Source organism: Millisia brevis NBRC 105863 (genome assembly GCF_001552615.1).
GTDB lineage: Bacteria > Actinomycetota > Actinomycetes > Mycobacteriales > Mycobacteriaceae > Millisia > Millisia brevis.
On the sequence record NZ_BCRN01000016.1, the window covers coordinates 22,959 to 48,401 of the forward strand.

Consider the following 25,443-nt stretch of genomic DNA (forward strand, 5'->3'; position numbering starts at 1 on the left):
CGGACGGGACGACCGACGCCGTCGGGCGGGCTGATCCCGGCCGTCGTCGGCGAAGTACGTCGACACCCGTAGACTCACCCCCGTGCGAATCACAGGACTCGGACATGCCGGGATGTTCATCGAAACCACTGGCGGAAGCATCCTGTGCGATCCCGTCATCGGTCCCAGCTTCTTCGGATCCTGGTTCCCGTTCCCGGACAATCGGGGTCTGGACTGGGATTACTTCGGCGCCGCCGACTTCCTGTACATCTCCCACCGGCACCGCGATCACTTCGATCCGGAGCTGCTGCGCAGGCACGTCCGCACGGATATCACGGTGCTTCTGCCGGATTATCCGACCGAGGATCTCGAGAAGGACATTCGCGCACTCGGGTACAACAACATCATCTACACCCAGGCGGCGGTGCCGCTCGAGTTCGGGTCGATGAAGCTGATGATCACCCCGCTGCGGGCGCCGAGCGACGGCCCGATCGGCGATTCGTCGCTGTCGGTGGACGACGGCACCGCGAGCATCCTCAACCAGAACGACTCGCACCCGCTCGACGTCGACAAGCTGCTGGACTTCGGCAAGCCGGACGCCTACTTCACCCAGACGTCCGGGGCGATCTGGTGGCCGATGGTCTACGACCTGCCGCACGACGCGAAGCAGAACTTCGCCCGCCTCAAGCGAGACGCGCAGAACAAGCGCGCGATGTACTACATCGAGAAGGTCGACGCGCAGTACGTCTTCCCGATGGCCGGCCCGCCGATGTTCCTGCGCGGTGAGCTGTTCAAGTACAACGGCTGGGGCAGCGAGGACGACTCGATCTTCACCGATCAGCGCCAATTCCTCACGCACATGCGCGAATTGCGACCCGAGCAGGAGGGCTACGAGTTCGTGCCCGGCACCGTCGTCGACCTGACCGACGGCCGGCTCGAGGTCACCCAGACCCTGTACACCGAAGCCGAGTTGGACCGGGTCTTCGACGACAAGTGGACCTACCTGACCGAGCAGCGCGACTCCCGGCAGGCCGAGGTCGCGGCCGAGGAGGCCGCCCGCGCCGCCGTGCTGCCCCCGGACGAGATGCTCGAGGCGATCAAGCAGTGGTGGGAGCCGCTGCTGCGCCGCGCCCGCACCATCCGCAAGGGCGTCGGCGGCAATGTGCGCTTCCGGATCGGCGAACTCGACATGGTGGTCGACTTCATGAAGGGGAAGGTCCGCGAATACGCGGGCGAGGAGTGCATCTACTGGTACACCATCTCCCCCGACCTGGTCTCGACCAATATCGCCGACCACGAGATCGACTGGTCCAACTCGATCTTCCTGTCGATGCAGTTCGACGTCGGCCGCGCCGGGAAGTTCAACGAATTCCTGACCACGTTCCTCAAGTGCCTGTCGAAGGACCGCATCGAGTACGTGGAGAACTGGTACGCCGAGCAGGCCGACCTGACCGAGGACGCGCAGATGGGCGACTGGACGGTGCAGCGCCGCTGCCCGCACCTGCGCGCCGACCTGACCCGGACCGGCAAGGTCGAGGACGGCATCCTCACGTGCTCCCTGCACGACTGGAAGTGGGACCTGTCCACCGGCAAATGCCTGACCACCAACGGTCACAGCATTCGCGCGTCCCGAGCCACCGAATCCGCGTCCGCCTAGAACGGTCCGCCCGGAACGGTAGGACCCGTACGGGCCGACTCAGCCCGCTTCGCCGCGCAGGCGCGATTCCAGGTCGGCTCGCGCCTGCCGCCGCTGCTCGTCGACATCGGCGATGTCGGCGTTGACGCGCTTGCGCAATCCGGTGAACAGGAACAGCGACAGCGGCATCGCGATCAGCACCGCGAAGACCGCCCCGACGATCAACGGCACATCGACGCCGACCACCCGCGGTAGGTAAAGGATGAGCGCCGCAAGCACGACAACCAGCCCCAATCGGGCAGCGGTGTAGGCGGCGAGGCTGCGCACCAGACGTCCCTTCGGCGACCCGGAAGCGCTGGTAGGAGCATCGGCGGGGGCGTCGGAGGGGCCTGTGGAGGGCGATTCCGGAGTACTCACGACCCACATCCTAGTCGTGCCCAGTTTCACCGTTTTGTCCATTACCTCCCCTTTACCAACTGTAGATGGTTCGAGTACCCGGGGTGTCCGGTGCCACCATGGGTCGCGGAGGTTCGCCGGAGTGCGACGAACCGTTCGACAACAGGCACCGCACCGCGATGCCGATGAAGAACGCACGAGTGAGGCCGGAATATGACAACTGCGACGACAACCATCCGCGATGCGCTGATGACGCCCGGGCAGGTGGCTGCTCTGTTCCACGTCGATCCGAAGACCGTGACGCGGTGGGCACACGCCGGACGGCTCGGATCGGTGCGCACGCCGGGTGGACATCGCCGGTTCCGCCGGAGCGAGGTCATGACCCTGCTGGAATCGCTGACCACCGACGCCCATCCGCACAGCGCCTGACCCGACCGACCCGGTGGCCCGGGGACTCGCACCAGGCGAGCTCCCGGGCCGCCGCCGCTCACTGCCGAGCACCGATGACGCCCGAACGGGAATAGGCCCGGACCATCCCGCTCGACAGGTCTATCCTCGGAGGGTGGGAGGTGCGACGTGATCTACCTATTGGCCCTTATCGCGGCTGTGGCAATCGCGGTTCTACTGTGGCGGGCCTTCGGTCCGCAGCGTGGGACGCCTCCGGTACGCCGACCGGGCCCCAAGGGTCCCGACGACGATCCCGATTTCCTCTGGCGGCTCGATCGCCAGGCCAAGAAGTCTCGCGACGAGGATCAGTCCGGCCGCGAAACGGAATGAGCGTGGGCCCGCGGGTTACGCCCAGCCGTCCTGACCGCGGCCCGGCCGGGAGAGCGCAGTGCGCCCGGGAGGCCCGGAAAACGTCTGTGCCACCGCCGCAGCCAGTTCCAGCAGGGCGGTGCGCGTAGCGGGCTTGAGCATGTCGAGCGAGATCTCGCCGCCATCGGCGAGGTGCGGATCGTGCGGTACCACGCGCACGGCCCGACAGCGCTGCTCGAAATGATGCAGCACCCGCGACATGTCGACCGGATTCGAGCGGGACCGGACCCCGTTGATGACCGCCACCGAGTTGGCGACCAATTCGCGGAAGCCGTGCGCGTCGAGCCAGTCGAGCGTGGCCGAGGCGCTGCGGACCCCGTCGACCGAACCGGAACTGACCACCACCAGGCAGTTGGCGCCCTGCAGGATCGCCGGCATCGCCGAGTGCAGCAGGCCGGTCCCGCAGTCGGTGACCACGATGCTGTAATAACGCTCGAGCAGATCGAGAACCGTCGAGTACTCGCTCGCGCTCAGCGATTCGGAGATGCTCGGGTCGGTATCGGACGCGAGCACCTCGAGCCGGCTGCGCGCCTGCGAGGTGAAGGCCCGTACGTCGCTGTACTTCGACAGCGAACCGATCGAGTCGAGCAGATCGCGTACCCCGGCGGTGGTGTCCTGGGGGCCGCGCTGGACCAGCGTGCCGCGATCGGGGTTCGCATCGACCGCGATCACCCGGTCCCCGCGCAGGTTGGCGAAGGTCGACCCCAGCGTCGAGGTGATCGTCGTCTTGCCGACGCCGCCCTTGATGCTGAGCACCGCGATGGTGAAGCAGCCGTGCACCGGCTGGTTGATCTGCTTGGTCAGCTCGATCCGGCGCTGTTCCTTGGCGCTGTTGCCGGGGTTGAGCCGGCCACCGCTGAGCAGGAAGACCCGTCGCCGCCACCCCGCGGTCGGCGGCGCGGGACGCTGCTTGAGCAGCAGTGCGTTCGACAACGCCGCCGCGGAGTTGTTCTTACCGTTGGCGCCGCCGGTACCGACCGGCACCGGGACCGGCGAGGTCCGCTCGAGCGCGGTGGACATCGACGGGGCGGGCAGCACATCGGGTTCGTCGTCCGCGTGCCCCGCCGACTCGATCGCGGTGTAGACGTAGTGACCGCGCACCGGGCTCGGCAGGTGGCCGCTCTGGGCGATCTCGCCCGGCCGCGGCAGCGGGCTACCCGAATAGGACCGTTCGGGTCCGACGTCGGCCCCGCGCCGTTCGACGGCGCGGCGATCCGATTCCCGTTCCCCGCCGGCACGACCCTCGGACCCGTCCGCGCGGCCGGCGCCGACGGTGCCGTGCACCGGCGACCAGCCGTTGAAACCCGAGTCGGTCATACCCGCGGCCTCCTCAGTTCAGTCCGGCGTACGAGTGCAGACCCGAGACGACCATGTTGATGAAGAACAGGTTGAACACCGTCACCAGGAAGCCGACGACGTTGATCCACGCCGCCCGGGTGTCGCGCCATCCGGATGTCGCCCGCGCGTGCAGGTACGCCGCGTAGACAACCCAGGCGATGAACGAGACCGTCTCCTTGGGGTCCCAGCCCCAGAACCGGCCCCAGGCCGCCTCGGCCCAGATCGCGCCGAAGACGACGCCGAAGCCGAAGATCGGGAAGCCGAAGATCGTCGCCTTGTAGGCGATCGAGTCGAGGGTGCGCGCGTCGGGCAGGTTGCCCAGCATCCGGACGAACCAGTGCGAGGAATCGCTCCCCGAGCCGGGGAAGCGCAGCCGCAACAGGAACAGCAGGCTGGCGACGCCGGCGACCAGGAAGACGCCGGAGCCCAGGCTGACGACCGAGACGTGGATCGGCAGCCAGTACGACTGCAGGGCGGGCACGACCGGTGCGGCGGCCGAGTACAGCCAGACCACCGAGACCGTCATCAGGACCAGCGCCGGGATCAGCACGAAGACCCACATCGGGCGCAGCGCGGGGCGCCGCAGCATCACCAGGCCGGCGAGCAGCGCGAACAGCACGGTCACGTTGACGAACTCGTACATGTTCCCCCACGGGAACCGGTTGGTCGCCAGACCGCGCAGCACCACCGAGGCGAGCAGGCTCAGCGTGCCGACGCCGACCAGCAGCATCCCCGAACGGCCGAGCGATTCGCCGAGGGGCCGCTTCTCCGGGGTGACGACGCGGCCGGGGACGGCGGAGCCGATCGGCGGCGAGCCGGATCCAACGGAGCTGCCGACCTCGAGCAGTTCGCGCTCGTTGTCGCGGGCCTGCGCGCGGCGGCCGCGGGAACCGGCCAGCTCGGCGGTCAGCATCAGCAATGCCACGACCAGCAACACCAGTGAGGTGGAGAAGGCCAGGTCACTGTAACGCGACAGGTTCTCGTTGATCTCCATGTCCGATATCACCCACCATCCTGAAGTGCCCCGCCGGGGCTCGTATCGCGGTGGCCCGAGATCCGGCGCGTGACGCGCTCGAACTCGTCGCCCCAACCGGCCTGGTCGGTACGCGCGAGCCCGCCCAATTCCACCACGATCATTCCGTCGGCGTCGGCCGGGTGCGCTCTGACCCAGATGCGACGCCGCTTGATCATCAACGACACGATCAACCCACCGAGCGCGGACAGGGCGAACACCAGCACCCAGATCTGCGCGGGGTCGTAGGAGAACTGCAGGTTGACGAACTCCTTGGCCCCGTCGAAGCGGACCGTGGTGCCGTCGTCGAGGGTCACCGTCTCCCCCGGCCGCAGGTTGACGCGGGCCTGCTGCACGAGCCGACCCTGATTGATCAGCTCCTGGTTGAGCGAGAAGATGCTCTGCGGGAAGCCGGTGTCGAGACCGGAGTCGCCGCGGTAGACGTCGACCGCGACCGCCGGGTCGGTCATCGCCGGGAAGCCCGAGGTCAGCAGGGTGTCGTGGAAGAGCGCGGTCGGCGCGAAGAGCCCCTCGATCGCGATCTGCTGGCCGCGCCGCTGGTCGGCGTCGGGATACATGCCGGCCGGCGGGTCGAAGCGCAGCGCCCCCGAGGACAGGAAGCGGGTCAGGTCGGTCGGCTCGAAGGGCACCGTCTCGGTGCGCGATTCCCCGTTCGGCCAGGTGACGGTGAACGTGGGCGCGAAGCCGTGGCCCTGCAGGTAGATGCGGTCACCGCCGACGCGCAGCGGGTCGTTGACCCGCAGGGTCGCGTCGTGCCAGGTGTCGCCGGACAGCTCGGCGCCGGTCTGGTAGCGCACCTGCGAGGTGAACATCTTGGCCTGGCCGCTGTCGAGGTAGTCGGCCTGGAAGGTGTCGACCTTGACGCAGACCGGGTTCAGGCCGGTGCCGTCGAGCATATTTCCGGCGCGGAAGGTGTCGAAGGCAGCGGGCGAGGTGCTGCAGGTGCCGGGGCCGTCGGGGTCGGCGATCACCACGACATTGCCCTCGTAGCCGATCAGCTTGCCCGCGGCGACCGCGATCAGCAGGCCGACCAGCGAGATGTGGAAGATCAGGTTGCCGAACTCGCGCGAGTAGCCCTTCTCCGCGGACAGCGTGGTCGCACCCGAGGCCTCGGTGCGCCGGATCTTGCGCCAGCCGCGCAGCTGCTTGGCCGCGACGTCCACCGGGTCGCTACCGTCGGCCGGCCACTCGAGGGTCGCATGGTTGGGCAGTCGGGTCAGCCGGCGCGGCGCGGCGACCGGGTCGGTGCGCATCGCCTTGTAGTGCGCGACGGTGCGCGGCAGGATGCAGCCGACCAGCGAGACGAACAGCAGCACGTAGATCGCGGTGAACCACACGCTGGAGAAGACGTCGAACAGCTGGAGGCGATCGAAGATCGGCCCGATGACGGTGTGCTGGTCGAGGTATTCCTGCACCCGGGTGCGGTTGAGGCTGCGCTGCGGCAGCAGAGCGCCGGGGATCGCGGCGAGCGCGAGCAGGAACAGCAGCACCAGCGCGGTGCGCATCGAGGTCAGCGACCGCCAGGTGTTGCGGATCAGCGCGACGATGCGGCCGATCGGCCCCTGCCGCGGCGGGGGCTGGGGGGCTTCCGGCGCCTGTGCGGCGGGCGGGGTGTCGAGGCTGGTCATACCGGCAACACCACGTCGGTGACGAAGGCGTCGCGGATGTAGACGACGAACAGATCCCACCAGCCGATCAACAGGGCCACCCCCACCAGAATCATCACGACACCGCCGACGAGCTGAATGGTCCGGCTGTGCTTGCGCAGCACCGAGGCGGCGCGTACCGCGAAGGTCGAGCCGATCGCCAGCGCCACGAACGGCAGGCCCAGGCCCAGGCAGTAGGCGACGATCAGGGACACGCCGCGCGCGGCGGTCGCTCCCTCGGTGCCGGCGGTCAGGCTGATCACCGCGGCCAGGGTCGGACCCAGGCAGGGCGTCCAGCCGAGCGCGAAGGTCGCACCGAGCAGCGGGGCGCCGACCAGCGAACCGACCCGCCGCGGGGCGAAGCGCATATCGCGCTGCAGCCACGGGACCAGACCCATGAAGGTCAGGCCCATCAGGATCATCACGACGCCGCCGAGACGTTGCAGCAGTTCCCGGTTGAGCGCGATCGTGCTCATCAGGCCGAAGATCGTCGCGGTGCCGGCGACGAAGACCACGGTGAAGCCGAGCACGAACAGGGCGGTGGCGCCGGCGACGCGGCGGCGAGCGGCCCGCGATATCGGCGCCGGCGCGGTATCCGGATCGGCGGACCCGGCGGCGCCGGCCGCGGCGGGCACCCGCATCGGCGCGGCGCTCTCGCCGACCAGTCCGGCCAGGTACGACAGGTAGCCGGGGACCAGCGGGATCACGCAGGGCGAGGCGAAGGAGACCAAACCGGCGATCGCGGCGACGACCAGGGCGAGCAGCAGCGGCCCGGTGGTGGCGGTATCGGCGAACCACTCACCGAGCGAGAAGCCGGATCCGTCAGCCCCCATCGGCCACCCGATCGACCACGGGTTGCAGATCCTCGACCAGCAGATCGCGCAGGAAGACCGCGGCCACCCGATGCTCGCTGTCGAGCACGACGGTGGTCGGCACCACCGAGGTGGGATAGCCGGAGCCGAAGGCCGCCAGGGTGCGCATCGGCGGATCCCAGATCGACGGGTAGCCGACGGAGCGGTCGATCACGAAATCGCGGGCCTTGTCGATCGTGTTGTCCCGCACGTTGATGCCGAGGAACTGGACGCCGCGATCCTTGCTGTTCTGGTAGACCTGCTCGAGCTGGTCGGCCTCGGCGCGACAGGGTGCGCACCACTGGCCCCAGACGTTGATCACCACCGGCGAGCCGGCGAAATCGTCGAGCGAGATCGTGCGGTCGGTGTCCATCAGGTCCGGGCCGGAGATCGAGCCGATCGTGCCGCGCTCGGAGGGCGGGTCGAAGAACAGTTCGGTCTTGCCGCCCGGAGAGACGAAATCGAAGGTGCCACCGCCGCCCTGGGCCACCGCATCCGTGCCGGTGGCACAGCCGGTGAGGACGAGAGCGGCCACCGCTACGAGCGCGGCGGCCGGCCGCGCCCCGCGCAGCGGGCGACGACGTCGGGTGGAACGACGTCTCATGCGCCGGTCACCGACGGGTCGGAGGCCCCGGCCGGCTCGGAGTAGACGATGTCTACCAGGGTGTCACCCTGGTAGACCAACGAGGTCAACGACGCCAGCGAGCACTGCCGATGCCGCGGATCGTGCCAGAGCCGCTCCCCCTGCAGGAAGCGGCGCAGCGTCCACACCGGCAGCTGGTGGCTGACGCAGACCGCCTCGTGGCCGACCGCGGCGACCCGCGCGGCGTTGACCGCCGCGAGCATCCGGTGCGCGATCTGCAGGTACGGCTCGCCCCACGAGGGGGTGAACGGGTCGCGCAGCTTCCACCAATGCTGCGGGCGCCGCAGGGCGCCGTCACCGACGCCGACCCGCAGGCCCTCGAAGTCGTTGCCGGCCTCGATGAGGTTCTCGTCGGTGTGCACGGTCAGCCCGTGGCTCTCGGCGATCGGCGCTGCGGTCTCCTGCGCGCGCTGCAGCGGGGAGGCGACGACGTAGGTGATGTCGTGATCGGCGAGGGCGCCGGCGACCGCGCGGGCCTGATCGCGACCCTTGACCGACAGCCGGAACGACGGGAGTCGGCCGTAGAGGATGCCGCGCGGATTGTGCACCTCGCCGTGGCGCATCACGTGCACGATCGTGTGGGTATCGACGTGCGGGTAGTCGAGCCCCAGGAAATTGCCCTGTTCGACCGTCGTCTGCTCGCCGAGGCCGTGTCCGCCGGCACTGTGCTCCATCATTCCCCGTTCCGGGTCGAACCATCGAACGCGACGGCCGCCGCTTTGGCGGCGCTGGTCAGGCCGGCCTCGATCGTGGCGAAGGCGTCGTCGTCCAGTGCGGTCGAGACGAACCACGCCTCGTAGGCGCTGGGGGCGGAGTAGACGCCCGCGTCGAGCAGGGCGTGGAAGAAGGCCGGGTACAGGTCGGTGCGCGTCGCGGTCGCCGCGGCGTAGGTGGTCACCGGGTCCTCGGTGAAGAAGACGCCGACCATATTGCCCGCCCGCTGGACGATATGCGGGACACCCTCGCGGGTCAGCGAGGTGTCGATCAGGCCGGAGAGCCGGTCGGCGTTGGCGTCGAGCGCCGCGTAGGCGGCGGCGTCGGCGGCGCGCAGGGTCGCCAGGCCCGCGGCGACGGCCACGGGGTTACCGGAGAGGGTGCCGGCCTGGTAGACCGGGCCGAGCGGGGCGAGGCGGTTCATGATCTCCGCGCGCCCGCCGAAGGCCGCGGCGGGCAATCCGCCGCTCATCACCTTGCCGAAGGTGTACAGATCGGCGGCGACCCCCTCGAGGCCGAACCAGCCGCTGCGCGAGACGCGGAAGCCGGTCATCACCTCGTCGATGATCAGCAGTGCGCCGTAGCGGCTGGTCAGCTCGCGCAGCTTGGCGTTGAACCCGTCGACCGGCGGGACGACGCCCATATTGCCGGGCGCGGCCTCGGTGATCACGCAGGCGATCGCGTCCGGGTTGGCGACGAAGGCGGCCTCGACGGCGGCGGCGTCGTTGTAGGGCAGCACGATCGTGTCGGCGGCCTGGGCGCCGGTGACGCCCGGCGAGGTCGGCAGGCCCAGCGTGGCGAGCCCGGAGCCCGCTTCGGCGAGCAGCGCGTCGACGTGGCCGTGATAGCAGCCGGCGAACTTGATGATCTTGGTGCGGCCGGTGTAGCCGCGGGCGAGGCGCACCGCGCTCATCGTCGCCTCGGTACCGGAGTTGACCAGTCGGATCCGCTCGACCGGGTCGACCCGGTCGATGATCTCCTCGGCCAGTTCGATCTCCGCCTCGGTGGGTGCGCCGAAGCTCAGGCCGTGGGCCGCCGCGGCGGTCACCGCTTCGACCACCGCCGGATGGGCGTGGCCGAGGATCATCGGCCCCCACGAGGACACCAGGTCGACATATCTGCGACCGTCGGCATCGACCAGCGTGCAGCCGCTGGAGCGGACAATGAATCGGGGAGTGCCACCCACAGATCGAAAGGCTCGAACCGGCGAATTGACCCCTCCGGGGATCACGCCGCTCGCACGCTCGAAGAGGGCGGCCGACTCGGGAACGTCGTCGACGATGCCGTCATTCACGTGGTCCAGTGTTCCAGCCCGCGAACGGTCGATGCGCGCCGGGTTGCCCCGGGCCGGCTAGGAGACGTTGCGCTGCTCGTCGTAGGCGTCGCGGGCGGCGACGATGTCGCCGAGCCCGGACTCGAGCACCTCGATCAGGGCGACCAGGGACTCGGCGGCGCGCACCCCGAGCGGGGTCAGCGAGTACTCGACGCGCGGCGGGATCGCCTGCACGACCGTCCGCACCACCAGTCCGTCGCGTTCGAGGGATTGCAGCGTCTGGGCCAGCATCCGCTCGCTGACGCCGTCGACGCGTCGCCGCAGTTCGTTGAAGCGGAACGTGCCCTCGGCCAGCGCCGCCAGGGCCAGCGCGCCCCACCGTCCGGTGACGTTCTGGAGGGCCTCGCGCGACCCGCAGGCACGTGCGAAGACGTTGGCCTCCAGGTTGTCGTCGTGCGCGTTCACAAGCGCCACCCTACCGCTTCCCATTCCGCCGCGCTACCAATATTTGCGTGCATGAGTTTTTGTTTGCACCATACGAAAAGTTAGTGCACAGTGGAGACGAGCACGACGACACGACAAGCCCGCGACGCTCGCCGAGTTGACCGATCGCTTCCACCGCACCGACGAACAACACCACCGACGAACGACACCACCGACAGGGGCACGACATGAGCACCGAATCCACCACCACGATCGCGGTCACCGGCGCGGCCGGACATCTCGGCCGCCTGGCCGTCGAGGGCCTGATCGCCTCCGGCCACCCGGCGGACAAGATCGTGGGCGTGGTGCGCAATCCGGCCAAGGCCGAGGCGCTCGCCGCGCGCGGTGTGGACATCCGCACCGCCGACTACACCGATGTCGCGGCGCTCGAGGCCGCCTTCGCGGGCGTCGACTCGGTGCTGCTGGTCTCGGGCTCCGAGGTCGGACAGCGCCTGGCGCAGCACACCAACGTCATCACCGCCGCGCAGACCGCGGGCGTGCGGCGACTGGTCTACACCAGCCTGCTCGAGGCCGATACCTCCACGCTGGCCCTCGCCGGTGAGCACCTCGCGACCGAGAAGGTCCTCGCCGAGTCCCCGCTGGCGGTCACCATCCTGCGCAACGGCTGGTACTGGGAGAACTACGCTGCCGACGCCGACACCGCCGCGAAGACCGGCACCCTGCAGGGCGCCGTGAACGACGGCCGGGTCGCCGGCGCCGCGCGCGCCGACTACGCCGACGCCGCCGTCGCGGTGCTGACCGGCACCGGACACGAGGGCAAGGTCTACGAGCTCGCCGGCGACGAGCACCTGACCTACCCGCAGCTCGCCGAGGCGATCGGTACCGCGCGCGGTACCGCGGTCACCTACACCAACCTCACCGGTGAGCAGCTGACCGCCGCGCTGCTGAGCGTGGGTCTCGACGAGGGCACCGCGGCCTTCGTGGCGGGCCTGGACGCCGGCATCGCGCGCGGCGACCTCGACACCGACTCGACCGATCTGCACGACCTGATCGGCCGCTCGTCGACCCCGGCCGCGAAGGTCCTCGCCGGCTGATCGAACTGCGACACCACAAAGCCCATCGGCGCGATCGCCGATGGGCTTTGGTGTGCGGTGGGGATGCGAGCGGTCTACTTGCTCAGGTCGACCAGGATCTTGACCGCGGTCTCGTTGCGCTTGATCAGCGTCTCGAAGCCCTCGTCGATCAGGTTCTCCAGCGCGATCTTGCCGGTGATGAACGGGCGCAGATCGACCTTGCCCTCCTTGACGAGCTTGATCGTCTCGGGATGGCTGTTGACGTAGGCGATCGTGCCGCGCAGGTCGATCTCCTTGAGCACGAGCTTCTGCATCTCGAGCGACGCGGGGTGGCCCCAGATCGACTCGACGACGATGACACCGGTCGGCTTGATCGCGTCGAACAACGTATCGAGCGCGGGCTGTACCGACGTGCATTCGAAGCCGACGTCCGCGCCCTTGCCGCCGGTCAACGCCTTGACCTCGGCGACGACGTCGGTGTCGATCGGGTTGAAGACGTGGGCGGCGACACCGGTGTCGAGTGCCTTCTTGCGGCGCAGCTCGCTCGGCTCGGAGATCGCGACGGTGATGCCCTCGGCCTTGAGCACCGCGGCGGTCAGCAGACCGATCGGGCCGGCGCCGGTGATCAGCGCGAAGTCGCCGGTCTTGGCGTCGGAGCGCTTGAAGGCGTGGAAGCCGACGGACAGCGGCTCGATGAGCGCCGCCTCGTCCAGCGGGATATCGCCGACCGGATGTACCCAGCGGCGGGCGACGACGATCTTCTCGGCCAGGCCGCCACCGTGTCCGGCGAGCCCGATGAAGTTCATATCGTCCGACAGGTGGTACGTGGTGCTGTCCGGGCCGGTGTCGACGCTGTCGCGGATGATGTACGGCTCGACGACGACATGGTCACCGGGAGCGATGTCGGTGACGCCCTCACCGACGGCGTAGACGACGCCGGACATCTCGTGACCCATGGTCACCGGGGCCGCTTCACCGGAGATGGGGTGCGGATGGCCGTGCGGCGGAACGAAGATCGGCCCGTCGAGGTACTCGTGCAGGTCGGTTCCGCAGATACCGCAGAAGGCAACGGAGATTCCCACCGTGCCCGGCTCGACGGTGGGTTCGGGGATGTCCTCGATTCGGATGTCCCCGCGGTCGTAGTAACGGGCGGCTTTCATCAGGTCGCTCCTCGTGAATCGTCAGATGCCGGGCGCACCGGGCTCCCGGATGAGAGGCACCTTCGCCTCCACCTCTGGTATTACCACCGCTGGTGTCCACTCGCGTTGTGACAATCCGGACCTGTGACGATGTCAACGTTCCGCAGGCGTCGGAAGGACCGTTTCGGCCCGGCGGGCGCCGAGTAATCCGGCGGTCAGCGCGGCCAGCGATTCCCGCAGCGCGACCTCCCCCTCGGTACCGATCGCGACGACGTTGACGAAGCCGTGCACGTGGCCGGTGACCTCCTGCAGGGTCGCGGCAACTCCGTTGGCCCGCAGCAACTCCGCATAGGCGATCCCCTCGTCGCGCAGGACGTCGAATCCGGCGACCACCACATGCGCGGGTGCCACCCCGACCACCGACCCGAGCAACGGCGACGCCTGCGGATCGCTCGCCAACTCCGGATCGCCCAGATAGGTCTGCTTGTACCAATCGGTATTGCTCTCGGTGAGCATGAAGCCACTCGAAAACTGGCTGTACGACTGCCTTTTGACGCTCATATCGGTCGCCGGGTAGTAGAGCAGCTGGAAGTCCGGACCGCCGTCGGGCGCATCGACGGTCGCCTGCGAGACCACCGCCGCCAGGTTGCCGCCCGCCGAGTCGCCCGCGACGGCGACCACCGAACCCCACAGCGGGTGGCGGCGCACCCACAGATAGGAATCGATCGCGTCGTGCACCGCGGCGGGGAAGGGATGCTCGGGGGCGAGCCGGTATTCGACGGAGATCACGGTGACGTTGGCATTGGTGGCGATGAATCGACAGGTGGCGTCGGCGGATTCCAGTCCCCCGACCACCCAGCCACCACCGTGGTAGTAGACGACGGTGCCGTGTGGTTCGAGCGGCCGCTGCGCGCGGTAGACCCGCGCCGGGACCTGCCCGTCGCGGGTCGGGATGGTGATGTCCTCGACGTGGTCGACCGGGATGTGGCCGCCGAAGATGCGCGCCTGCAGGTCCATTTCGACGCGCTGGTGTTCCGGATCCGCGGCGGCGAGATCGCGCGGCGGGGCCAGGTTCGCCAGCCGCAGGAACACCTGTACCTCGGTGAACAGTCGACGTCCGTCGACCTCGATCGGTCGGCCGGCGATCGCCCGGAGTACCGGGCCCGGCAGGTTCGCCAGCGCGCGCAGCAATCCGCGGGCGACATTTTCCGAAAATGCGGAGACTCGATCGGACATGGCCGCCTTCTTCCGACTCGCGCGTACCGTCGCCGACGGCCGACGGTGCCGAGACTACCCGCCGTTCACGCCGACTGCCGGTCCCCCAACGCGGTCAGGGTGCCCCGCGCGGACGCCGACCAACTGAAGATCTCGGCCCGGCGGCGGGCATCGCGCCGGCGGATGTTCTCGGGTCGTCCGACCACGGTGGTGACCGCGGCCGCGATCGCCACCGGGTCGTTGTCCGCGCAGGCCCCGCTGTCGTCGGTGAGGATCTCGGTCAACGCCGAGGTCCGGGAGACCACCGCCGGGGTGCCGCAGGCCAGCGCCTCGAGCGCGGCGAGCCCGAAGGTCTCGTGCGGGCCCGGCGCGAGGGCGACGTCCGCGGAGGCCAGCAGCCCCGCGACCACCGCACGGTCGGTCACGAAGCCGGTGAAGTCGACCGGCAGCCGGGCCGCGCGCCGTTCGAGGCGGCGACGCATCGGGCCATCACCGACGACCAGCAGCCGCGCGTCGATACCCGAGTCACGCAGTGCGGCAACGGTGTCGATGCTGCGGTCGGCGCATTTCTCCACCGACAGCCGACCGCAGTGGACCAGCAGGAGTTGCTCGTCGCGCACCCAGCGGCGGCGGATGTCGGCGTTGTAGCGGCTCGGGTGGAACAGGTCGAGGTCGACGCCGAGCGGGACGGTGACGACGTTCGGCGCGTCGATGCGCTCGAACTCCTCGCGCGCGAAGTCCGTGGTGCACAGCACGACGTCGTAGTCGCGCGCCGATCGCCGGTTGGCGACGTCGGCGAATCGGCGGGCGGCGCCGGCGGGCAGCAGCTGTCCGGCGATCCGGTCGAGCCGCTCGTGGGAGATCATCACGGTGCGCACCCCGTGCCGCGACCCCCAGCGCCCCAGCGAACGCAGGGTGAACCGGTCGGACACCTCGATCGCGTCCGGACGCAGCTGTTCGAGGGTGGCGACCACCGGCTGCGGCAGCACGGCCCGGTAGCCACCGGTGAACGGGATGCGGCGGGCGGGCACCTCGATGCGCACCACCCCGGAGGGCAGTCGGACCTGCCGGTGGGTCGGGCCCGGCACGATCAGGTACGCCTCGTGTCCCGCAGCGCAGTACTCCGCGCCGAGCCGGTCGACCGCCGTGCGCAGACCGCCCGATCGCGGTCCGTAGAAGTTCGCCACCTGGACGACCCGCATCATGGGCCCATCAGACCCGGTGGGCGTGTGCGATCCCCAACGCTGCGCCGACCGGCCCCTGACCGATAGGTGAACACTGTCCGGTACCGCGCCGCCGTCCGGTCGCACCCCGTACATGCCCCTTTCACCTGCGGTGATACCGACCGCAGCGGCGCTGAAACCGGGCTGAAACCGGACGGCGGCAGGGTGGTGGCATGACATCGATCGATGACTCAGCCGCGGTGATGGCCCGCGGGCTGGTGAAGACCTTCGGCGCCAACCGCGCCGTCGACGCCATCGACCTCGAGGTGCGTCGTGGCGAGATCTTCGGCGTCCTCGGTCCGAACGGCGCGGGCAAGACCACGATGGTCCGCATGCTCGCCACCCTGCTCCCGATCGATGGCGGCCGGGCGTCGGTGCTCGGGCACGACGTCGCGCACGAGGCCCACATCGTGCGCCAGTTGATCGGCTTGACCGGCCAGTACGCATCGGTCGACGAGGATCTGACCGGTTCGGAGAATCTGCGGCTCTTCGGCCGGCTGCGCGGACTGTCCCGTTCGGCCGCGCGCGGTCGCGCCGAGACCCTGCTCGAGCAATTCGGGCTCTCCGACGCGGCCGGACGCCCGGCGCGCACCTATTCCGGCGGTATGCGTCGGCGCCTCGACCTCGCCGCCAGCCTGATCACCCGGCCGCCGGTGATCTTCCTGGACGAGCCGACCACCGGCCTCGATCCGCGCACCCGCGGGCAGATGTGGACGACGATCCGCACCCTGGTCGACGAGGGCGCCACCATCGTGTTGACCACCCAGTACCTCGACGAGGCCGACCAGCTCGCCGACCGCATCGCGGTGATCGATCACGGCACCAAGGTCGCCGAGGGTACCCCCGACCAGCTGAAGACCCTGGTGGGCTCCTCGACCCTGCAGCTGACGCTGACCGATCCGATGCAGCTGTCCGCGGCGGCGTCGGTGCTGCAACAGGTGATCGGGGAAACCCCCGCTCCCACACCGGAGCTGGTGCGGCTGACGGTGCCGCTCGCCGACGCCGACCGGACCGCCGACGCGTTGATCGCCCTGCGCGAGAACGGGATCGGCGTCGAATCCCTGGCCGTACAGAAGCCGAGTCTCGACGAGGTCTTCCTCGCCCTGACCGGCAAGGACACCGAACCGTCCGCAACGGACGTTCAGACCCGGAAGGAGGTCGCGTGATGACCGCGGTCGACGTGCGCGAATCGGTACAACCCAGCCCCCCTGTCGTCGATCTCTCGCGCGGCCCCAGCCTGCGCGATTCGGCGAGTCAGACCGTCGACATGGCCTGGCGCGCGCTGATCAAGATGCGTCGCAAGCCCGAACAGTTCATCGACGTCGCGGTGATGCCGATCCTGTTCACGGTGATGTTCGCCTACGTCTTCGGCGGGGCGATCAGCGGTGACGTCAGCGACTATCTGCCGCTGATGATTCCGGGCATCCTCGCCCAGACGGTGCTGATCGCCTCGATGACGACCGGCACCCAGCTTCGCGACGACATGGACAAGGGCGTCACCGACCGGTTCCGCTCCTTCCCGATGTCCCGCCTGGCGCCGCTGGCCGGTCCGATGCTCGCCGACGTGCTGCGGTACGCGATCGCGATCGTGCTGACCTTCTCCACCGGTTGGGTGATGGGCTACCGCCCCGACGGCGGGATCTTCGGGGTGCTCGGCGCGAGTGCGCTGCTGATCATCGCGGGCTGGTCGCTCGGCTGGGTGTTCTGCTGGATCGGGTCGATCGCCCGGTCGGCGCAGAGCGTGCAGGGCCTGTCGATGATGATCATGTTCCCGTTGACATTCCTGTCGAACGCCTTCGTCCCGACCGACACGATGCCGGGCTGGCTCAAGGCCTTCGCCGACATCAACCCGGTGTCGTTCATCGTCACCGCGGTGCGGGATCTGGCCAACAACGGCACGGTGACCGGCGCGGTCGGCTGGTCGCTGGTGGCCTGCGCCGCGCTGATCGCGGTCTTCGCCCCGCTGGCGATGATCGGCTACAGCCGGGCCCGCTGAGCGGATGTCAGTCGGGGGGCAGGGCGGCGAGCACCTCGGCCAGACGCTCGAGCAACCCCGCGGTATCCACCCCGTCCACCTCGTCCCGGGCGCGTGCGAGCGCGCCCGGGATGTGGTGGTCGAGCAGGGCGACGCCCGCCGACCAGTCCGGGATCAGACTGGGCCGGCCGTACCCCATGCGATCGGCCAGCGCCACCAGCGCGGCCGCGTGCTCGGGGGCACAGCGCCGACGGGTGGCACCCCACAGGCCGAGGGCGAAGGCCGCGACGCCGGCGACCGGATAGTCGACCGCGTCGTCGCGCGGGATGCCGGCGGCCAGGTCGCGGCGCACCCGCCGCCACAGGTCGTCCCCGTCGGTTCCGGTCTCCACCCGCGCCGCCGCGGCCAGGGCGATCGCGCCGGCGGAGAGCACCAACCACGGTTTCACCGGACCGATGAGCTCGGCGACGATCGGCAGATGGTTGTCGATCTCGTGCAGCACGCGACGCCGCAGATCGCGGGCGGCGGCGAAGTCGCCGGACGCGGCGCTGACCTCGGCGAGCCAGCCCTCCCGCGCCCCGATCGCCCAGAGGCTGCCGCGCAACCCCTGGGCGCGTTCGCCGAGCACCCGTTCCATCAGCGCATCGGCGTCGGTGGTGCGACCGGCGGCCAATTCGGCCATCGCGATCACCGGGAGCAGATCCTCGTGGGCGTACCGGGCACCGAGGTCCTCGAGGATCGTCAGGGCGCGGCGGGCATCGATCGCCGCCTCGGCGAACCGGCCGACCTGCTGGAGCATCGCGGCGCGGGTGCGCAGCAGGTCCGCGCCGGCGGCCGGGCCGTCGAGCGCCGGATCGTGCAGGTCGATCGACCCGTCGATGATCTCGATCGCGGTCGTGACATCCCCGCGGCTCTCCGCGCGGTGGCACCACCAGCGGCGGGCGACCAGCGCGACCTGGCGACGCGGATCGCGGGCCAGCCGGGTGAGCAGCTCCTCGAGGCGATCGACACCCCCGGTCGGCCCGGTGTCGTCCGCCTCGATCGCGGCGAGCACGACGATCGCGAAGGCGGAGGTATGCGGGTCACTGCCGGGGCCGAGGGCACGCAGGGTGTCCCGCCCGCGGTCCGAGGGCCGATCGCGCAGCATCACGTCGAAGGTCAGCGAGATCGACAGCACCTCGCGCGCGGCATCGAGCGACTCGGCCGGTAGGTCGACCCCGGCGGCCGGGTCGGGTCCGATGATCGTATCGACCACCGTTCCCAACAGGTCGAACATCCGCTGGGTATCGCCGTCGACATCCCAGAAGGTGAACAGCGCGGCCGCGATCTCGGCGACCGCCTGCCGGGCGCCGGTCCCCTCGCCGACGGCGGCCAACGCGGCGAGCAGTTCGGTGATCAGGTTGGTCTGTTCGGCGCGCACGCTCGCGACGGCCGACGCCTGCTTCGGTCCGGACAGCAGCGGGCGGATCATCCGCGAGAAGTGCGTGGCCCAGGTGCGCAGGGCCGCCGCGGCGACGTCGCGCTCGTCGGCGTCGGCCAGGCGGTCGCGCCCGAACTCGCGGACGGTCTCGAGCATGCGGAAGCGCATCGTCGCGTCGTCGACGACCGTCAGCAACGATTGTTCGATCAGGCGTTGGATCAGATCGGTCGCCGCGACCGGGTCCGCCGGCGTCGGCTCGTCGGTGGAGAACGCCGCCAGATAGTCGGCGGCCGCGTCGAGGGTGAACCCGTCGTGGAAGACCGATAGCCGCGCCAACGCGGTGCGATCGTTGGGCGACAGCAGATTCCACGACCAATCGATCACCGCCTGCAGGGTGCGGTGCCGATCGGGCACCGAGCGGTCGCCCGCCCGCAGCAGGGTGAACCGCTCGTCGATGCGCGCCAGGATCTGCTCCGGGGACAGCACCCGCACCCGGGCGGCCGCGAGTTCGATCGCCAACGGCAAACCGTCCAGCCGCTCGACCAGCGTCGCGACCACCGCGGGATCGAGCGGCACGTTCGGCCGGGCGGCGCGGGCGCGCTCGGTGAACAGGCGCACCCCGCTGTCCTCGTCGAGCTGGGCGGGCAGATAGCAGTACTCGGCGGAGATCGACAGCGGCGCGCGGGAGGTGGACAGCACGGTCAGCTCCGGCAGGTTGGCGGTCAACACCCCGACCGCCTCGGCGACCGTGTCGATGATCTGCTCGCAGTTGTCCAGGATCAGCAGGGTCGGGGGGCCGGCGAGCAGCTCGAGGACGCGGCCGCGCGGATCGATATCGGCACGCATCGGCCGCCCGCGCGGCGTGGATTCCGCGGTGCCCAGGGCCGCCCCGAGCGTCGGCCAGAACGCCTCCGGGGTGCGGGCGCCGACCAATTCGACCAGGTGCACCACCGGCTGCTCGGCGGCGCGAGCCACCACATGGGCCAGCCGGGTCTTGCCGAGACCACCGGGACCGAGAATCGTCACGACCCTGCGGGTGCGAACCAGCCGATCGAGCGCGGCGATATCCGCCGCGCGCCCGACCAATTCGGTGGCGTCCTGCTGGATTCCGGTGCGCACCGGCCGATCGGCGGCCAACAACTGCGCGTGGGCGCTCCGGACGACCGGAGCCGGGTCGGTCCCCCAGCGGTCGGCCAGGACGGCCCGATAGCGCGCGTACCGCTGCAACGCGGACGGTATCCCCCGTTGCGCGGCGGTACTTTTCAGTATCGCGACCGCCACCCGGTCCTCGCGCAGCGCGTCCTCGTCGGTCAACAGATCGAGCGCCTCGGCGTGCGCGCCGAGGCGGGAGGCGCCGATACCGGCCAGCACCCGGCAGCGATCGGACGCGGCGGCCGCCGCCAGGCGCAACCGACCGAGGCTGGTATCGGAGTCGCCCCCGTCGCCGGTCGGTACCGCCAGCGCCTCGCGAGCCAAGGTGCGCGCCCGGGCCCACTCGTCGGCGGCCGCCGCCGCTGCCGCCCGATCGGCACGGTCGAGCAGGGTCAGCACGTCGACATCGTCCGCGGTGAGCGCGAGACGGTAGCCGTCGCCGACCCGCTCGAGCACGCTCGCGTCGGTGGCCTTGCGCGCCCGGACGGCCACCACCTGGAGGGCCTTGGCGGCGTTGTCGGGGGCGCCGTCCGGCCAGATCTGCTCGATCAGTCGATCCGCGGAGGCCGGGCTGGTCTCGATGATCGCCGCCAGCAGGGTGCGCTGGCGTTCACCGGGAACGGGCACGCCCCGCCAGCGCACGTCGTCGAGCACCTCGAGCGGGAACGTCACAGGCCAAGGATACGAAGACCCGCCCCGCCACCGGGGTCCGACGCCGGGCACATTTGGACGCAGAAACGTTTTTACGTATTATCGACGTCATGACCGATCCCGATGCCCGGCTCGCAGCGCTCGAAACGGCGGTGGCGAACCTGACCAGTCGGCTCGACGCCCTCGCACCGGCGCAGTCCGCGCCGGCGGTCGATCATCCCGTCGAGACCATGTCCGACAGCCTCGACCTGTGGCTGCTGGACAACCTGCGCAGCCGGATGCCCGACGGCGCGATCAGCTACGGCGGTATCGCGACCGTCGGCGACGAGCCGGTGCACTGGCAATGGACGGTCCCCTCCGCGCCGCTGCTGGACGAGGACTGGTCACAGTCGGCGGATCGTATTGCCGCGCTGTCGCATCCGGTCCGACTGCGGTTGCTGCAGCGGGTGCTGCACGGCACGACCAAGACCGCCGACCTCGGCGACGATCCCGAGCTGGGGACCACCGGGCAGTTGCATCACCACCTGCGCACCCTGGTGTCGGCGGGTTGGCTGCAGACCCGCCGCCGCGGCCACTATCACGTGCCGCGCGAACGGGTGATCCCCCTGCTCGTCGTCCTGACGGCCGCCGCCGCCTGAACAAACCGCACAGGAAGGAAACGGCATGACCACAACCACTCCCGTCCGCCCCTCCCGATCGGTACGCACCCTGGCCGTCGTCGCCCCGACGGTGGCCGCGCTGATCGGCGCGGTCCTGATCACCATGTTCGGACCGCAGGGCCGCATGAGCGACGACCGCAGCGGCGACGCCGATCTGATCGCCGACACCGAGGCCGCGATCGACTCCCCCGCCGGGCTGCGCTCCCTGTCGGTCGGCCGCATCGACAACGGCGCGACCGCCACCGCCGGCCTCGGTGATGCCGGCGCCGGCACCCCCGGGCCGGCCACCGCCTACGAACTCGGCTCGATCACCAAGACGTTCACCGGCATGCTGCTGGCGGACGGTATCGAGCGCGGCGAACTGACCCTCGACGACCCGCTCGCCCGGCATCTGCCGGAGCTGACCGATACCGTCGCCGGGTCGATCACCTTGCGCGCGTTGGCGACCCACACCAGCGGGCTGCCGACGATGCCCTCGTCGTCGGTGATCCCCAACCTCGCGGCCGGGGCGACCGATGGCGACCCCTACGGGAGCTGGACCACCGCGCGGGTGATCGACGCCGCCCGCACCGCCGAGGTCGACAATCCCGGCGAGAGCCGCTATTCCAACTTCGGCATCGCCCTGCTCGGCGCCGCCCAGGCCCGCGCCGCGAGCGCCGATGCCTGGTCCGACCTGGTCCGCGAACGGCTGCTCGACCCGCTCGGCATGACCGGAACCACGTTCGGGGACACCCCGGAGGCCTTCGCCGCACCGCATCGTTCCAACGGCCGGCCGGTCTCCCCGTGGGTCGGCGAGGGTTTCCTGCCCGCCGGGACCGGTACCCGCTCGACGGTCGACGACATGCTGCGCTACGCCGAGGCGATCATCGACGGAAGCGCGCCGGGGATCGCCGCCCTGCAACCGCTGCACCGCGACGACGACACCGACGCGACCGGCATGGCCTGGCAGATCGACACCGATCCGGCCACCGGCCGACAGATCCTCTGGCACAACGGCGGCACCGGCGGCTCGCGCACGATGCTGACCATCGACCTCGAACAGCGCAGCGCGGCGATCGTGCTCGGCAACTCCGACCTGTCGGTCGATGGGATCGGCTTCCGACTGATCGGCTCCGACGGCCCGACGGCCCGCGTCGAGACCGTCACCACGATCATCGGATTCGCCATCCTCGCGGTCGCGATCGGGGCCGTGGCGACGCTGCTGGTGCGAGTCCTGCGCGGGCCGACGCTGGTCGCCCAGCTCTCCTCGGTGGCGTTTGCGATCTTCATGTCCGCCCTGCTGCTGCGGCTCGGCCCATGGCAGCTGCTGCCCGCCGGAATCGCCGGCGTTCTGCTCGGTATCACGATCGGTGCGCTGGTACCGATCGCCGCCGGAAAGCTGATCGACCGCACGCCGACGCTGCCCCCGAAGAACCGTTGGGGGGCGGGTCTCGACCTCGCGATCAGCACGGCGCTCGCCGCATTTGCCCTGTGGGCGTTGTGAACCCGGCGCCGCCGCGTGCTCAGTCGATGCGGATGATCGCGCCGCTCACCGGGTCGATGTGGACATCGACGTCGTCACGTCCATCTACGCGGTCGACGGACACCTCGATATGGAAGGCGCCGTTCTCCTCCTCGAACTCCGCGTCGTCGAGGACGCCGCCGGTCTCGTTGAGGGCGGTGGTGATCGCCTCGGCCAGGCCGATCCGGGCGGCATCGAGCGCACGGCGATCATCGTCATCGAGCGACTCGTCCTCCACCCGCACCACCGCGCCGTCGGGCCCGATCAGCACCTCGCGAGCGGTATCACCGGTGCGGACGCCGACCTCCCAGCTGCTGTCGTTGTCGGCGTCGTCGATCTCGTAGGCGACGCCGCCGACCTCGGCTTCGGCAGTGGCGATGGCCGCGATCGGGTCGCTCGCCGCGGATGCGGTCGCGGTGGATGTGGTCGCGGTGGATGTGGTGGTCGTCGCGGTCTCTGTCGCGGCGGTTGTCGTGCTGACCGCAGCTGTCGGCTCGCCGTCCGTGGAGCCTCCGCAGGCGGTGAGAGCCAGCCCGATCGCGACCGCCGCGCTCAGGGACAGGACGGGCCGCAGAGTGATCGTCACGCCACCACCGTAGCGACAGAACCTGACCAATGCGACGAAGCGGACAGGAGGGATCTGGCGAATTCATCGATCACCACTACCGTGGGGTACATGACGTCAACGGCCCAGCACCTGACCACAGCCCTCGACGGACAGTGGGCGAAGGTTCGCCAAGATGTTCGTCGGCAGCTCTCGCGCCCCGAGTTCGCTCCCCATTACACGCCGAATACCCTGATCGCGCGCACCAAGGTCAACGAGCAGTTGCGTCTACTCGCCGCCGAGAAGGTCGCCGAGCCCGGCTTCCGCACCGAATCCGGTGGGACCGGCGACCCGGGCGCCGCGGTGACGATGATCGAGATGCTGGCGATGTCCGACCTGTCGCTGATGGTCAAGGCCGGCGTGCAATGGGGCCTCTTCGGCGGAGCGATCGAAAACCTCGGCACCACAAGACATCACGAGGCGTACATTCGCCCGCTGATCGAGCTCGAGCTGCCCGGCTGCTTCGCGATGACCGAGACCGGCCACGGATCGGACGTACAGTCGATCGAGACCACCGCCACCTACGATCCGACCACCAAGGAATTCGTGATCGACTCGCCGACCGAGTCGGCGACGAAGAACTACATCGGCGGCGCCGCCGAAACCGCCCGCACCGCAGCGGTCTTCGCCCAGCTGATCACCGCCGGACCCGGCGAGGAACCCACCGGCCACGGCGTCCACTGTCTGGTCGTACCGATCCGCGACGCCGACGGCACCGACCTGCCCGGCGTGACGACCTCCGACCACGGCTACAAGGGCGGTCTGCCCGGCGTCGACAACGGGCGCATCGCCTTCCACGGGGTGCGGGTGCCGAAGGACAACCTGCTCAACCGATTTGCCGATGTCGCCGACGACGGTACCTATTCGTCGTCGATCGAGAATCCCAATCGCCGCTTCTTCACGATGCTCGGCACCCTGGTGCGCGGCCGGGTCACGGTCGGCGGCGCGGCGGGCGCCGCGGCGCAGGTGGCGCTGACCATCGCGGTCCGCTACGGCCTCGAGCGCCGGCAGTTCCACAACACCGATACCGGCGAGGAGGTGGTGATCATGGACTACCTCTCGCATCAGCGTCGGCTGCTTCCGCTGGTCGCCAGGTCCTATGCGCTGCGCTTCGCGCAGAACGAATTGGTCACGCGGATGGCCGATATCCAGTCCCGCAGCGACGTCGACGCCACCGAGCAGCGCGAGCTCGAGGGCCGCGCCGCGGGGCTCAAGGCGGCCAACACCTGGCACGCCTCCCGCGCGATCCAGGAGGCCCGCGAGGCCTGCGGCGGCGCCGGCTATATGGCGGAGAATCGGCTGATCGGGTTGCGCGCCGATACCGACGTCTTCACCACCTTCGAGGGTGACAATGTCGTGCTCTCACAGTTGGTCGCCAAGGAACTGCTGACCGCCTACGCCGACGAGGTGCGCTCGCGGGATGCGATCGGCTGGATCAAGTTTGCCGCCTCGACCGTCGGCGACGAAGTGATGAAGCGGACCGCGGCAGCACCGTTCATCCAGACCCTCCTCGACACCCGCCAGGACAACGAGGAGGAGGGCAGCCTGTTCAACCGCGGCACCCAGATCAAGATGCTCGAGGATCGCGAGGAGTACCTGATCTACACCGCGGCGATGCGTCTACGCGCGGCGGACAAGCGACTGGAGAGCCAGTTCGAGGCGTTCAACTTCGTGCAGGACCACATCCTGCACGTCGCGCAGGCGCATATCGAGCGGGTCGAGCTCGAGGCCTTCGTCGCGGCGATCGAGAGGTGCGAGGACCCGCCGGCCAAGGAGATCCTCGAGGACCTCTGCGATCTCTACGCCCTCGACGTGATCGCCGCCGACCGCGCCTGGTTCATCGAGCACCGCTTCATCTCGACCGAGCGGGCCAAGGCGGTGACCCGCGGGCTCAACGAGCGCTGCCGCACCCTGCGCCCGCACGCGCGGATCCTCGTCGACGGCTTCGGGGTGCCCGAGGCGATGCTCGACGCCCCGATGCTGACCGACGACTGAGGTCGCCGAATCCGGAGCAATTCCGGGCAACGTATTGACGTTCGTATCACTCGAACGTATGTTCGAT

Annotated in this window: 23 protein-coding genes; 9 read left to right on the forward strand and 14 right to left on the reverse strand. The window is 69.8% G+C overall.

What is annotated here, in order from left to right:
- The first annotated feature begins 82 nt into the window (after positions 1-82).
- Entirely contained in the window at positions 83-1,636 is a 1,554-nt protein-coding gene (locus tag MB1_RS19645; protein ID WP_066911451.1) for a Rieske 2Fe-2S domain-containing protein, read from the forward strand.
- Positions 1,637-1,675: 39 nt separating this feature from the next.
- On the opposite strand, the gene MB1_RS19650 is transcribed toward MB1_RS19645, so the two are convergent.
- Positions 1,676-2,032 (reverse strand): DUF4229 domain-containing protein, encoded by a 357-nt coding sequence (locus MB1_RS19650; RefSeq protein ID WP_439646963.1) that lies wholly within the window; start codon positions 2,030-2,032, stop codon positions 1,676-1,678.
- 192 nt (positions 2,033-2,224) lie between these two features.
- On the opposite strand from MB1_RS19650, the gene MB1_RS19655 reads away from it, so the two are divergent.
- Both MB1_RS19655 and MB1_RS26655 read left to right on the forward strand, forming a co-directional pair.
- On the forward strand, positions 2,225-2,440 hold the full coding sequence (locus MB1_RS19655; protein ID WP_066911457.1) for a BldC family transcriptional regulator: 216 nt from the start codon (positions 2,225-2,227) through the stop codon (positions 2,438-2,440).
- Positions 2,441-2,587: 147 nt separating this feature from the next.
- On the forward strand, positions 2,588-2,788 hold the full coding sequence (locus tag MB1_RS26655; protein WP_084352247.1) for a hypothetical protein: 201 nt from the start codon (positions 2,588-2,590) through the stop codon (positions 2,786-2,788).
- A gap of 15 nt (positions 2,789-2,803) precedes the next feature.
- Here MB1_RS26655 and MB1_RS19660 read toward each other — a convergent pair whose 3' ends face one another.
- From MB1_RS19660 to MB1_RS19695, 8 genes are all read right to left on the reverse strand, one after another.
- Positions 2,804-4,144, reverse strand: coding sequence for a MinD/ParA family ATP-binding protein (locus MB1_RS19660; protein WP_066911460.1), 1,341 nt, complete (start codon positions 4,142-4,144; stop codon positions 2,804-2,806).
- 13 nt (positions 4,145-4,157) lie between these two features.
- Positions 4,158-5,168, reverse strand: coding sequence for a c-type cytochrome biogenesis protein CcsB (gene ccsB, locus MB1_RS19665; protein ID WP_066911714.1), 1,011 nt, complete (start codon positions 5,166-5,168; stop codon positions 4,158-4,160).
- Complete coding sequence (resB, locus tag MB1_RS19670) at positions 5,168-6,826, reverse strand: cytochrome c biogenesis protein ResB (protein WP_066911463.1); 1,659 nt, start codon at positions 6,824-6,826, stop codon at positions 5,168-5,170. The genes ccsB and resB overlap by 1 nt, the downstream gene beginning before the upstream one ends.
- Positions 6,823-7,677 (reverse strand): cytochrome c biogenesis CcdA family protein, encoded by an 855-nt coding sequence (locus MB1_RS19675; protein ID WP_066911466.1) that lies wholly within the window; start codon positions 7,675-7,677, stop codon positions 6,823-6,825. Before MB1_RS19675 ends, resB begins: the two co-directional genes overlap by 4 nt.
- Positions 7,667-8,299, reverse strand: coding sequence for a TlpA disulfide reductase family protein (locus MB1_RS19680; RefSeq protein ID WP_084352249.1), 633 nt, complete (start codon positions 8,297-8,299; stop codon positions 7,667-7,669). The genes MB1_RS19675 and MB1_RS19680 overlap by 11 nt, the downstream gene beginning before the upstream one ends.
- Complete coding sequence (locus MB1_RS19685) at positions 8,296-8,901, reverse strand: histidine phosphatase family protein (RefSeq protein WP_066911717.1); 606 nt, start codon at positions 8,899-8,901, stop codon at positions 8,296-8,298. Before MB1_RS19685 ends, MB1_RS19680 begins: the two co-directional genes overlap by 4 nt.
- Before the next feature lie 110 nt (positions 8,902-9,011).
- Positions 9,012-10,346, reverse strand: coding sequence for a glutamate-1-semialdehyde 2,1-aminomutase (hemL, locus tag MB1_RS19690; protein WP_245650271.1), 1,335 nt, complete (start codon positions 10,344-10,346; stop codon positions 9,012-9,014).
- A 57-nt stretch (positions 10,347-10,403) separates the two neighbouring features.
- Positions 10,404-10,814 (reverse strand): winged helix-turn-helix transcriptional regulator, encoded by a 411-nt coding sequence (locus MB1_RS19695; RefSeq protein ID WP_066911475.1) that lies wholly within the window; start codon positions 10,812-10,814, stop codon positions 10,404-10,406.
- A gap of 182 nt (positions 10,815-10,996) precedes the next feature.
- Here MB1_RS19695 and MB1_RS19700 point away from each other — a divergent pair, with 182 nt between their 5' ends.
- Complete coding sequence (locus MB1_RS19700; protein ID WP_066911478.1) at positions 10,997-11,863, forward strand: SDR family oxidoreductase; 867 nt, start codon at positions 10,997-10,999, stop codon at positions 11,861-11,863.
- Positions 11,864-11,937: 74 nt separating this feature from the next.
- Here MB1_RS19700 and MB1_RS19705 read toward each other — a convergent pair whose 3' ends face one another.
- The 3 genes from MB1_RS19705 to MB1_RS19715 all read right to left on the reverse strand — a co-directional run bounded on the left by MB1_RS19705 (position 11,938) and on the right by MB1_RS19715 (position 15,398).
- Positions 11,938-13,002, reverse strand: coding sequence for a 2,3-butanediol dehydrogenase (locus MB1_RS19705; protein WP_066911481.1), 1,065 nt, complete (start codon positions 13,000-13,002; stop codon positions 11,938-11,940).
- Positions 13,003-13,134: 132 nt separating this feature from the next.
- Positions 13,135-14,217 carry an alpha/beta hydrolase gene (locus MB1_RS19710; RefSeq protein WP_066911484.1) on the reverse strand — a complete coding sequence of 361 codons (1,083 nt, stop codon included), beginning with the start codon at positions 14,215-14,217 and terminating at the stop codon, positions 13,135-13,137.
- 65 nt (positions 14,218-14,282) lie between these two features.
- The gene (locus tag MB1_RS19715) at positions 14,283-15,398 is read right to left on the reverse strand and encodes a glycosyltransferase (protein WP_066911720.1); all 1,116 of its coding nucleotides are present in this window, start codon (positions 15,396-15,398) and stop codon (positions 14,283-14,285) included.
- 194 nt (positions 15,399-15,592) lie between these two features.
- Here MB1_RS19715 and MB1_RS19720 point away from each other — a divergent pair, with 194 nt between their 5' ends.
- Both MB1_RS19720 and MB1_RS19725 read left to right on the forward strand, forming a co-directional pair.
- Positions 15,593-16,585 (forward strand): ATP-binding cassette domain-containing protein, encoded by a 993-nt coding sequence (locus tag MB1_RS19720; RefSeq protein WP_066911487.1) that lies wholly within the window; start codon positions 15,593-15,595, stop codon positions 16,583-16,585.
- The gene (locus tag MB1_RS19725; protein WP_066911490.1) at positions 16,585-17,415 is read left to right on the forward strand and encodes an ABC transporter permease; all 831 of its coding nucleotides are present in this window, start codon (positions 16,585-16,587) and stop codon (positions 17,413-17,415) included. Before MB1_RS19720 ends, MB1_RS19725 begins: the two co-directional genes overlap by 1 nt.
- A 7-nt stretch (positions 17,416-17,422) precedes the next feature.
- On the opposite strand, the gene MB1_RS19730 is transcribed toward MB1_RS19725, so the two are convergent.
- On the reverse strand, positions 17,423-20,638 hold the full coding sequence (locus tag MB1_RS19730; RefSeq protein WP_066911493.1) for an ATP-binding protein: 3,216 nt from the start codon (positions 20,636-20,638) through the stop codon (positions 17,423-17,425).
- 89 nt (positions 20,639-20,727) lie between these two features.
- Between MB1_RS19730 and MB1_RS19735 the strand changes: the two genes are divergently transcribed.
- Both MB1_RS19735 and MB1_RS19740 read left to right on the forward strand, forming a co-directional pair.
- Positions 20,728-21,255 carry an ArsR/SmtB family transcription factor gene (locus MB1_RS19735; protein WP_066911496.1) on the forward strand — a complete coding sequence of 176 codons (528 nt, stop codon included), beginning with the start codon at positions 20,728-20,730 and terminating at the stop codon, positions 21,253-21,255.
- Positions 21,256-21,280: 25 nt separating this feature from the next.
- Entirely contained in the window at positions 21,281-22,759 is a 1,479-nt protein-coding gene (locus MB1_RS19740) for a serine hydrolase domain-containing protein (RefSeq protein ID WP_084352254.1), read from the forward strand.
- Between the two features lie 19 nt (positions 22,760-22,778).
- On the opposite strand, the gene MB1_RS19745 is transcribed toward MB1_RS19740, so the two are convergent.
- The gene (locus tag MB1_RS19745) at positions 22,779-23,363 is read right to left on the reverse strand and encodes a PepSY domain-containing protein (RefSeq protein WP_066911502.1); all 585 of its coding nucleotides are present in this window, start codon (positions 23,361-23,363) and stop codon (positions 22,779-22,781) included.
- Positions 23,364-23,453: 90 nt separating this feature from the next.
- Between MB1_RS19745 and MB1_RS19750 the strand changes: the two genes are divergently transcribed.
- Complete coding sequence (locus MB1_RS19750) at positions 23,454-25,376, forward strand: acyl-CoA dehydrogenase family protein (protein WP_066911505.1); 1,923 nt, start codon at positions 23,454-23,456, stop codon at positions 25,374-25,376.
- The last annotated feature ends 67 nt before the right edge of the window (positions 25,377-25,443 follow it).

Excerpts from the sequence above, each read along its gene's own strand:
- MB1_RS19710 (WP_066911484.1), bottom strand. The coding sequence starts at position 14,217 with ATGTCCGATCGAGTCTCCGCATTTTCGGAAAATGTCGCCCGCGGATTG.
- MB1_RS19680 (WP_084352249.1), bottom strand. The coding sequence starts at position 8,299 with ATGAGACGTCGTTCCACCCGACGTCGTCGCCCGCTGCGCGGGGCGCGG.
- MB1_RS19715 (WP_066911720.1), bottom strand. The coding sequence starts at position 15,398 with ATGCGGGTCGTCCAGGTGGCGAACTTCTACGGACCGCGATCGGGCGGT.
- MB1_RS19700 (WP_066911478.1), top strand. The coding sequence starts at position 10,997 with ATGAGCACCGAATCCACCACCACGATCGCGGTCACCGGCGCGGCCGGA.
- MB1_RS19725 (WP_066911490.1), top strand. The coding sequence starts at position 16,585 with ATGACCGCGGTCGACGTGCGCGAATCGGTACAACCCAGCCCCCCTGTC.
- MB1_RS19705 (WP_066911481.1), bottom strand. The coding sequence starts at position 13,002 with ATGAAAGCCGCCCGTTACTACGACCGCGGGGACATCCGAATCGAGGAC.
- MB1_RS19675 (WP_066911466.1), bottom strand. The coding sequence starts at position 7,677 with ATGGGGGCTGACGGATCCGGCTTCTCGCTCGGTGAGTGGTTCGCCGAT.
- MB1_RS19695 (WP_066911475.1), bottom strand. The coding sequence starts at position 10,814 with ATGGGAAGCGGTAGGGTGGCGCTTGTGAACGCGCACGACGACAACCTG.
- resB (WP_066911463.1), bottom strand. The coding sequence starts at position 6,826 with ATGACCAGCCTCGACACCCCGCCCGCCGCACAGGCGCCGGAAGCCCCC.
- MB1_RS19740 (WP_084352254.1), top strand. The coding sequence starts at position 21,281 with ATGACCACAACCACTCCCGTCCGCCCCTCCCGATCGGTACGCACCCTG.
- MB1_RS19655 (WP_066911457.1), top strand. The coding sequence starts at position 2,225 with ATGACAACTGCGACGACAACCATCCGCGATGCGCTGATGACGCCCGGG.
- MB1_RS19720 (WP_066911487.1), top strand. The coding sequence starts at position 15,593 with ATGACATCGATCGATGACTCAGCCGCGGTGATGGCCCGCGGGCTGGTG.
- MB1_RS19735 (WP_066911496.1), top strand. The coding sequence starts at position 20,728 with ATGACCGATCCCGATGCCCGGCTCGCAGCGCTCGAAACGGCGGTGGCG.
- MB1_RS19685 (WP_066911717.1), bottom strand. The coding sequence starts at position 8,901 with ATGCGCCACGGCGAGGTGCACAATCCGCGCGGCATCCTCTACGGCCGA.
- MB1_RS19660 (WP_066911460.1), bottom strand. The coding sequence starts at position 4,144 with ATGACCGACTCGGGTTTCAACGGCTGGTCGCCGGTGCACGGCACCGTC.
- MB1_RS19750 (WP_066911505.1), top strand. The coding sequence starts at position 23,454 with ATGACGTCAACGGCCCAGCACCTGACCACAGCCCTCGACGGACAGTGG.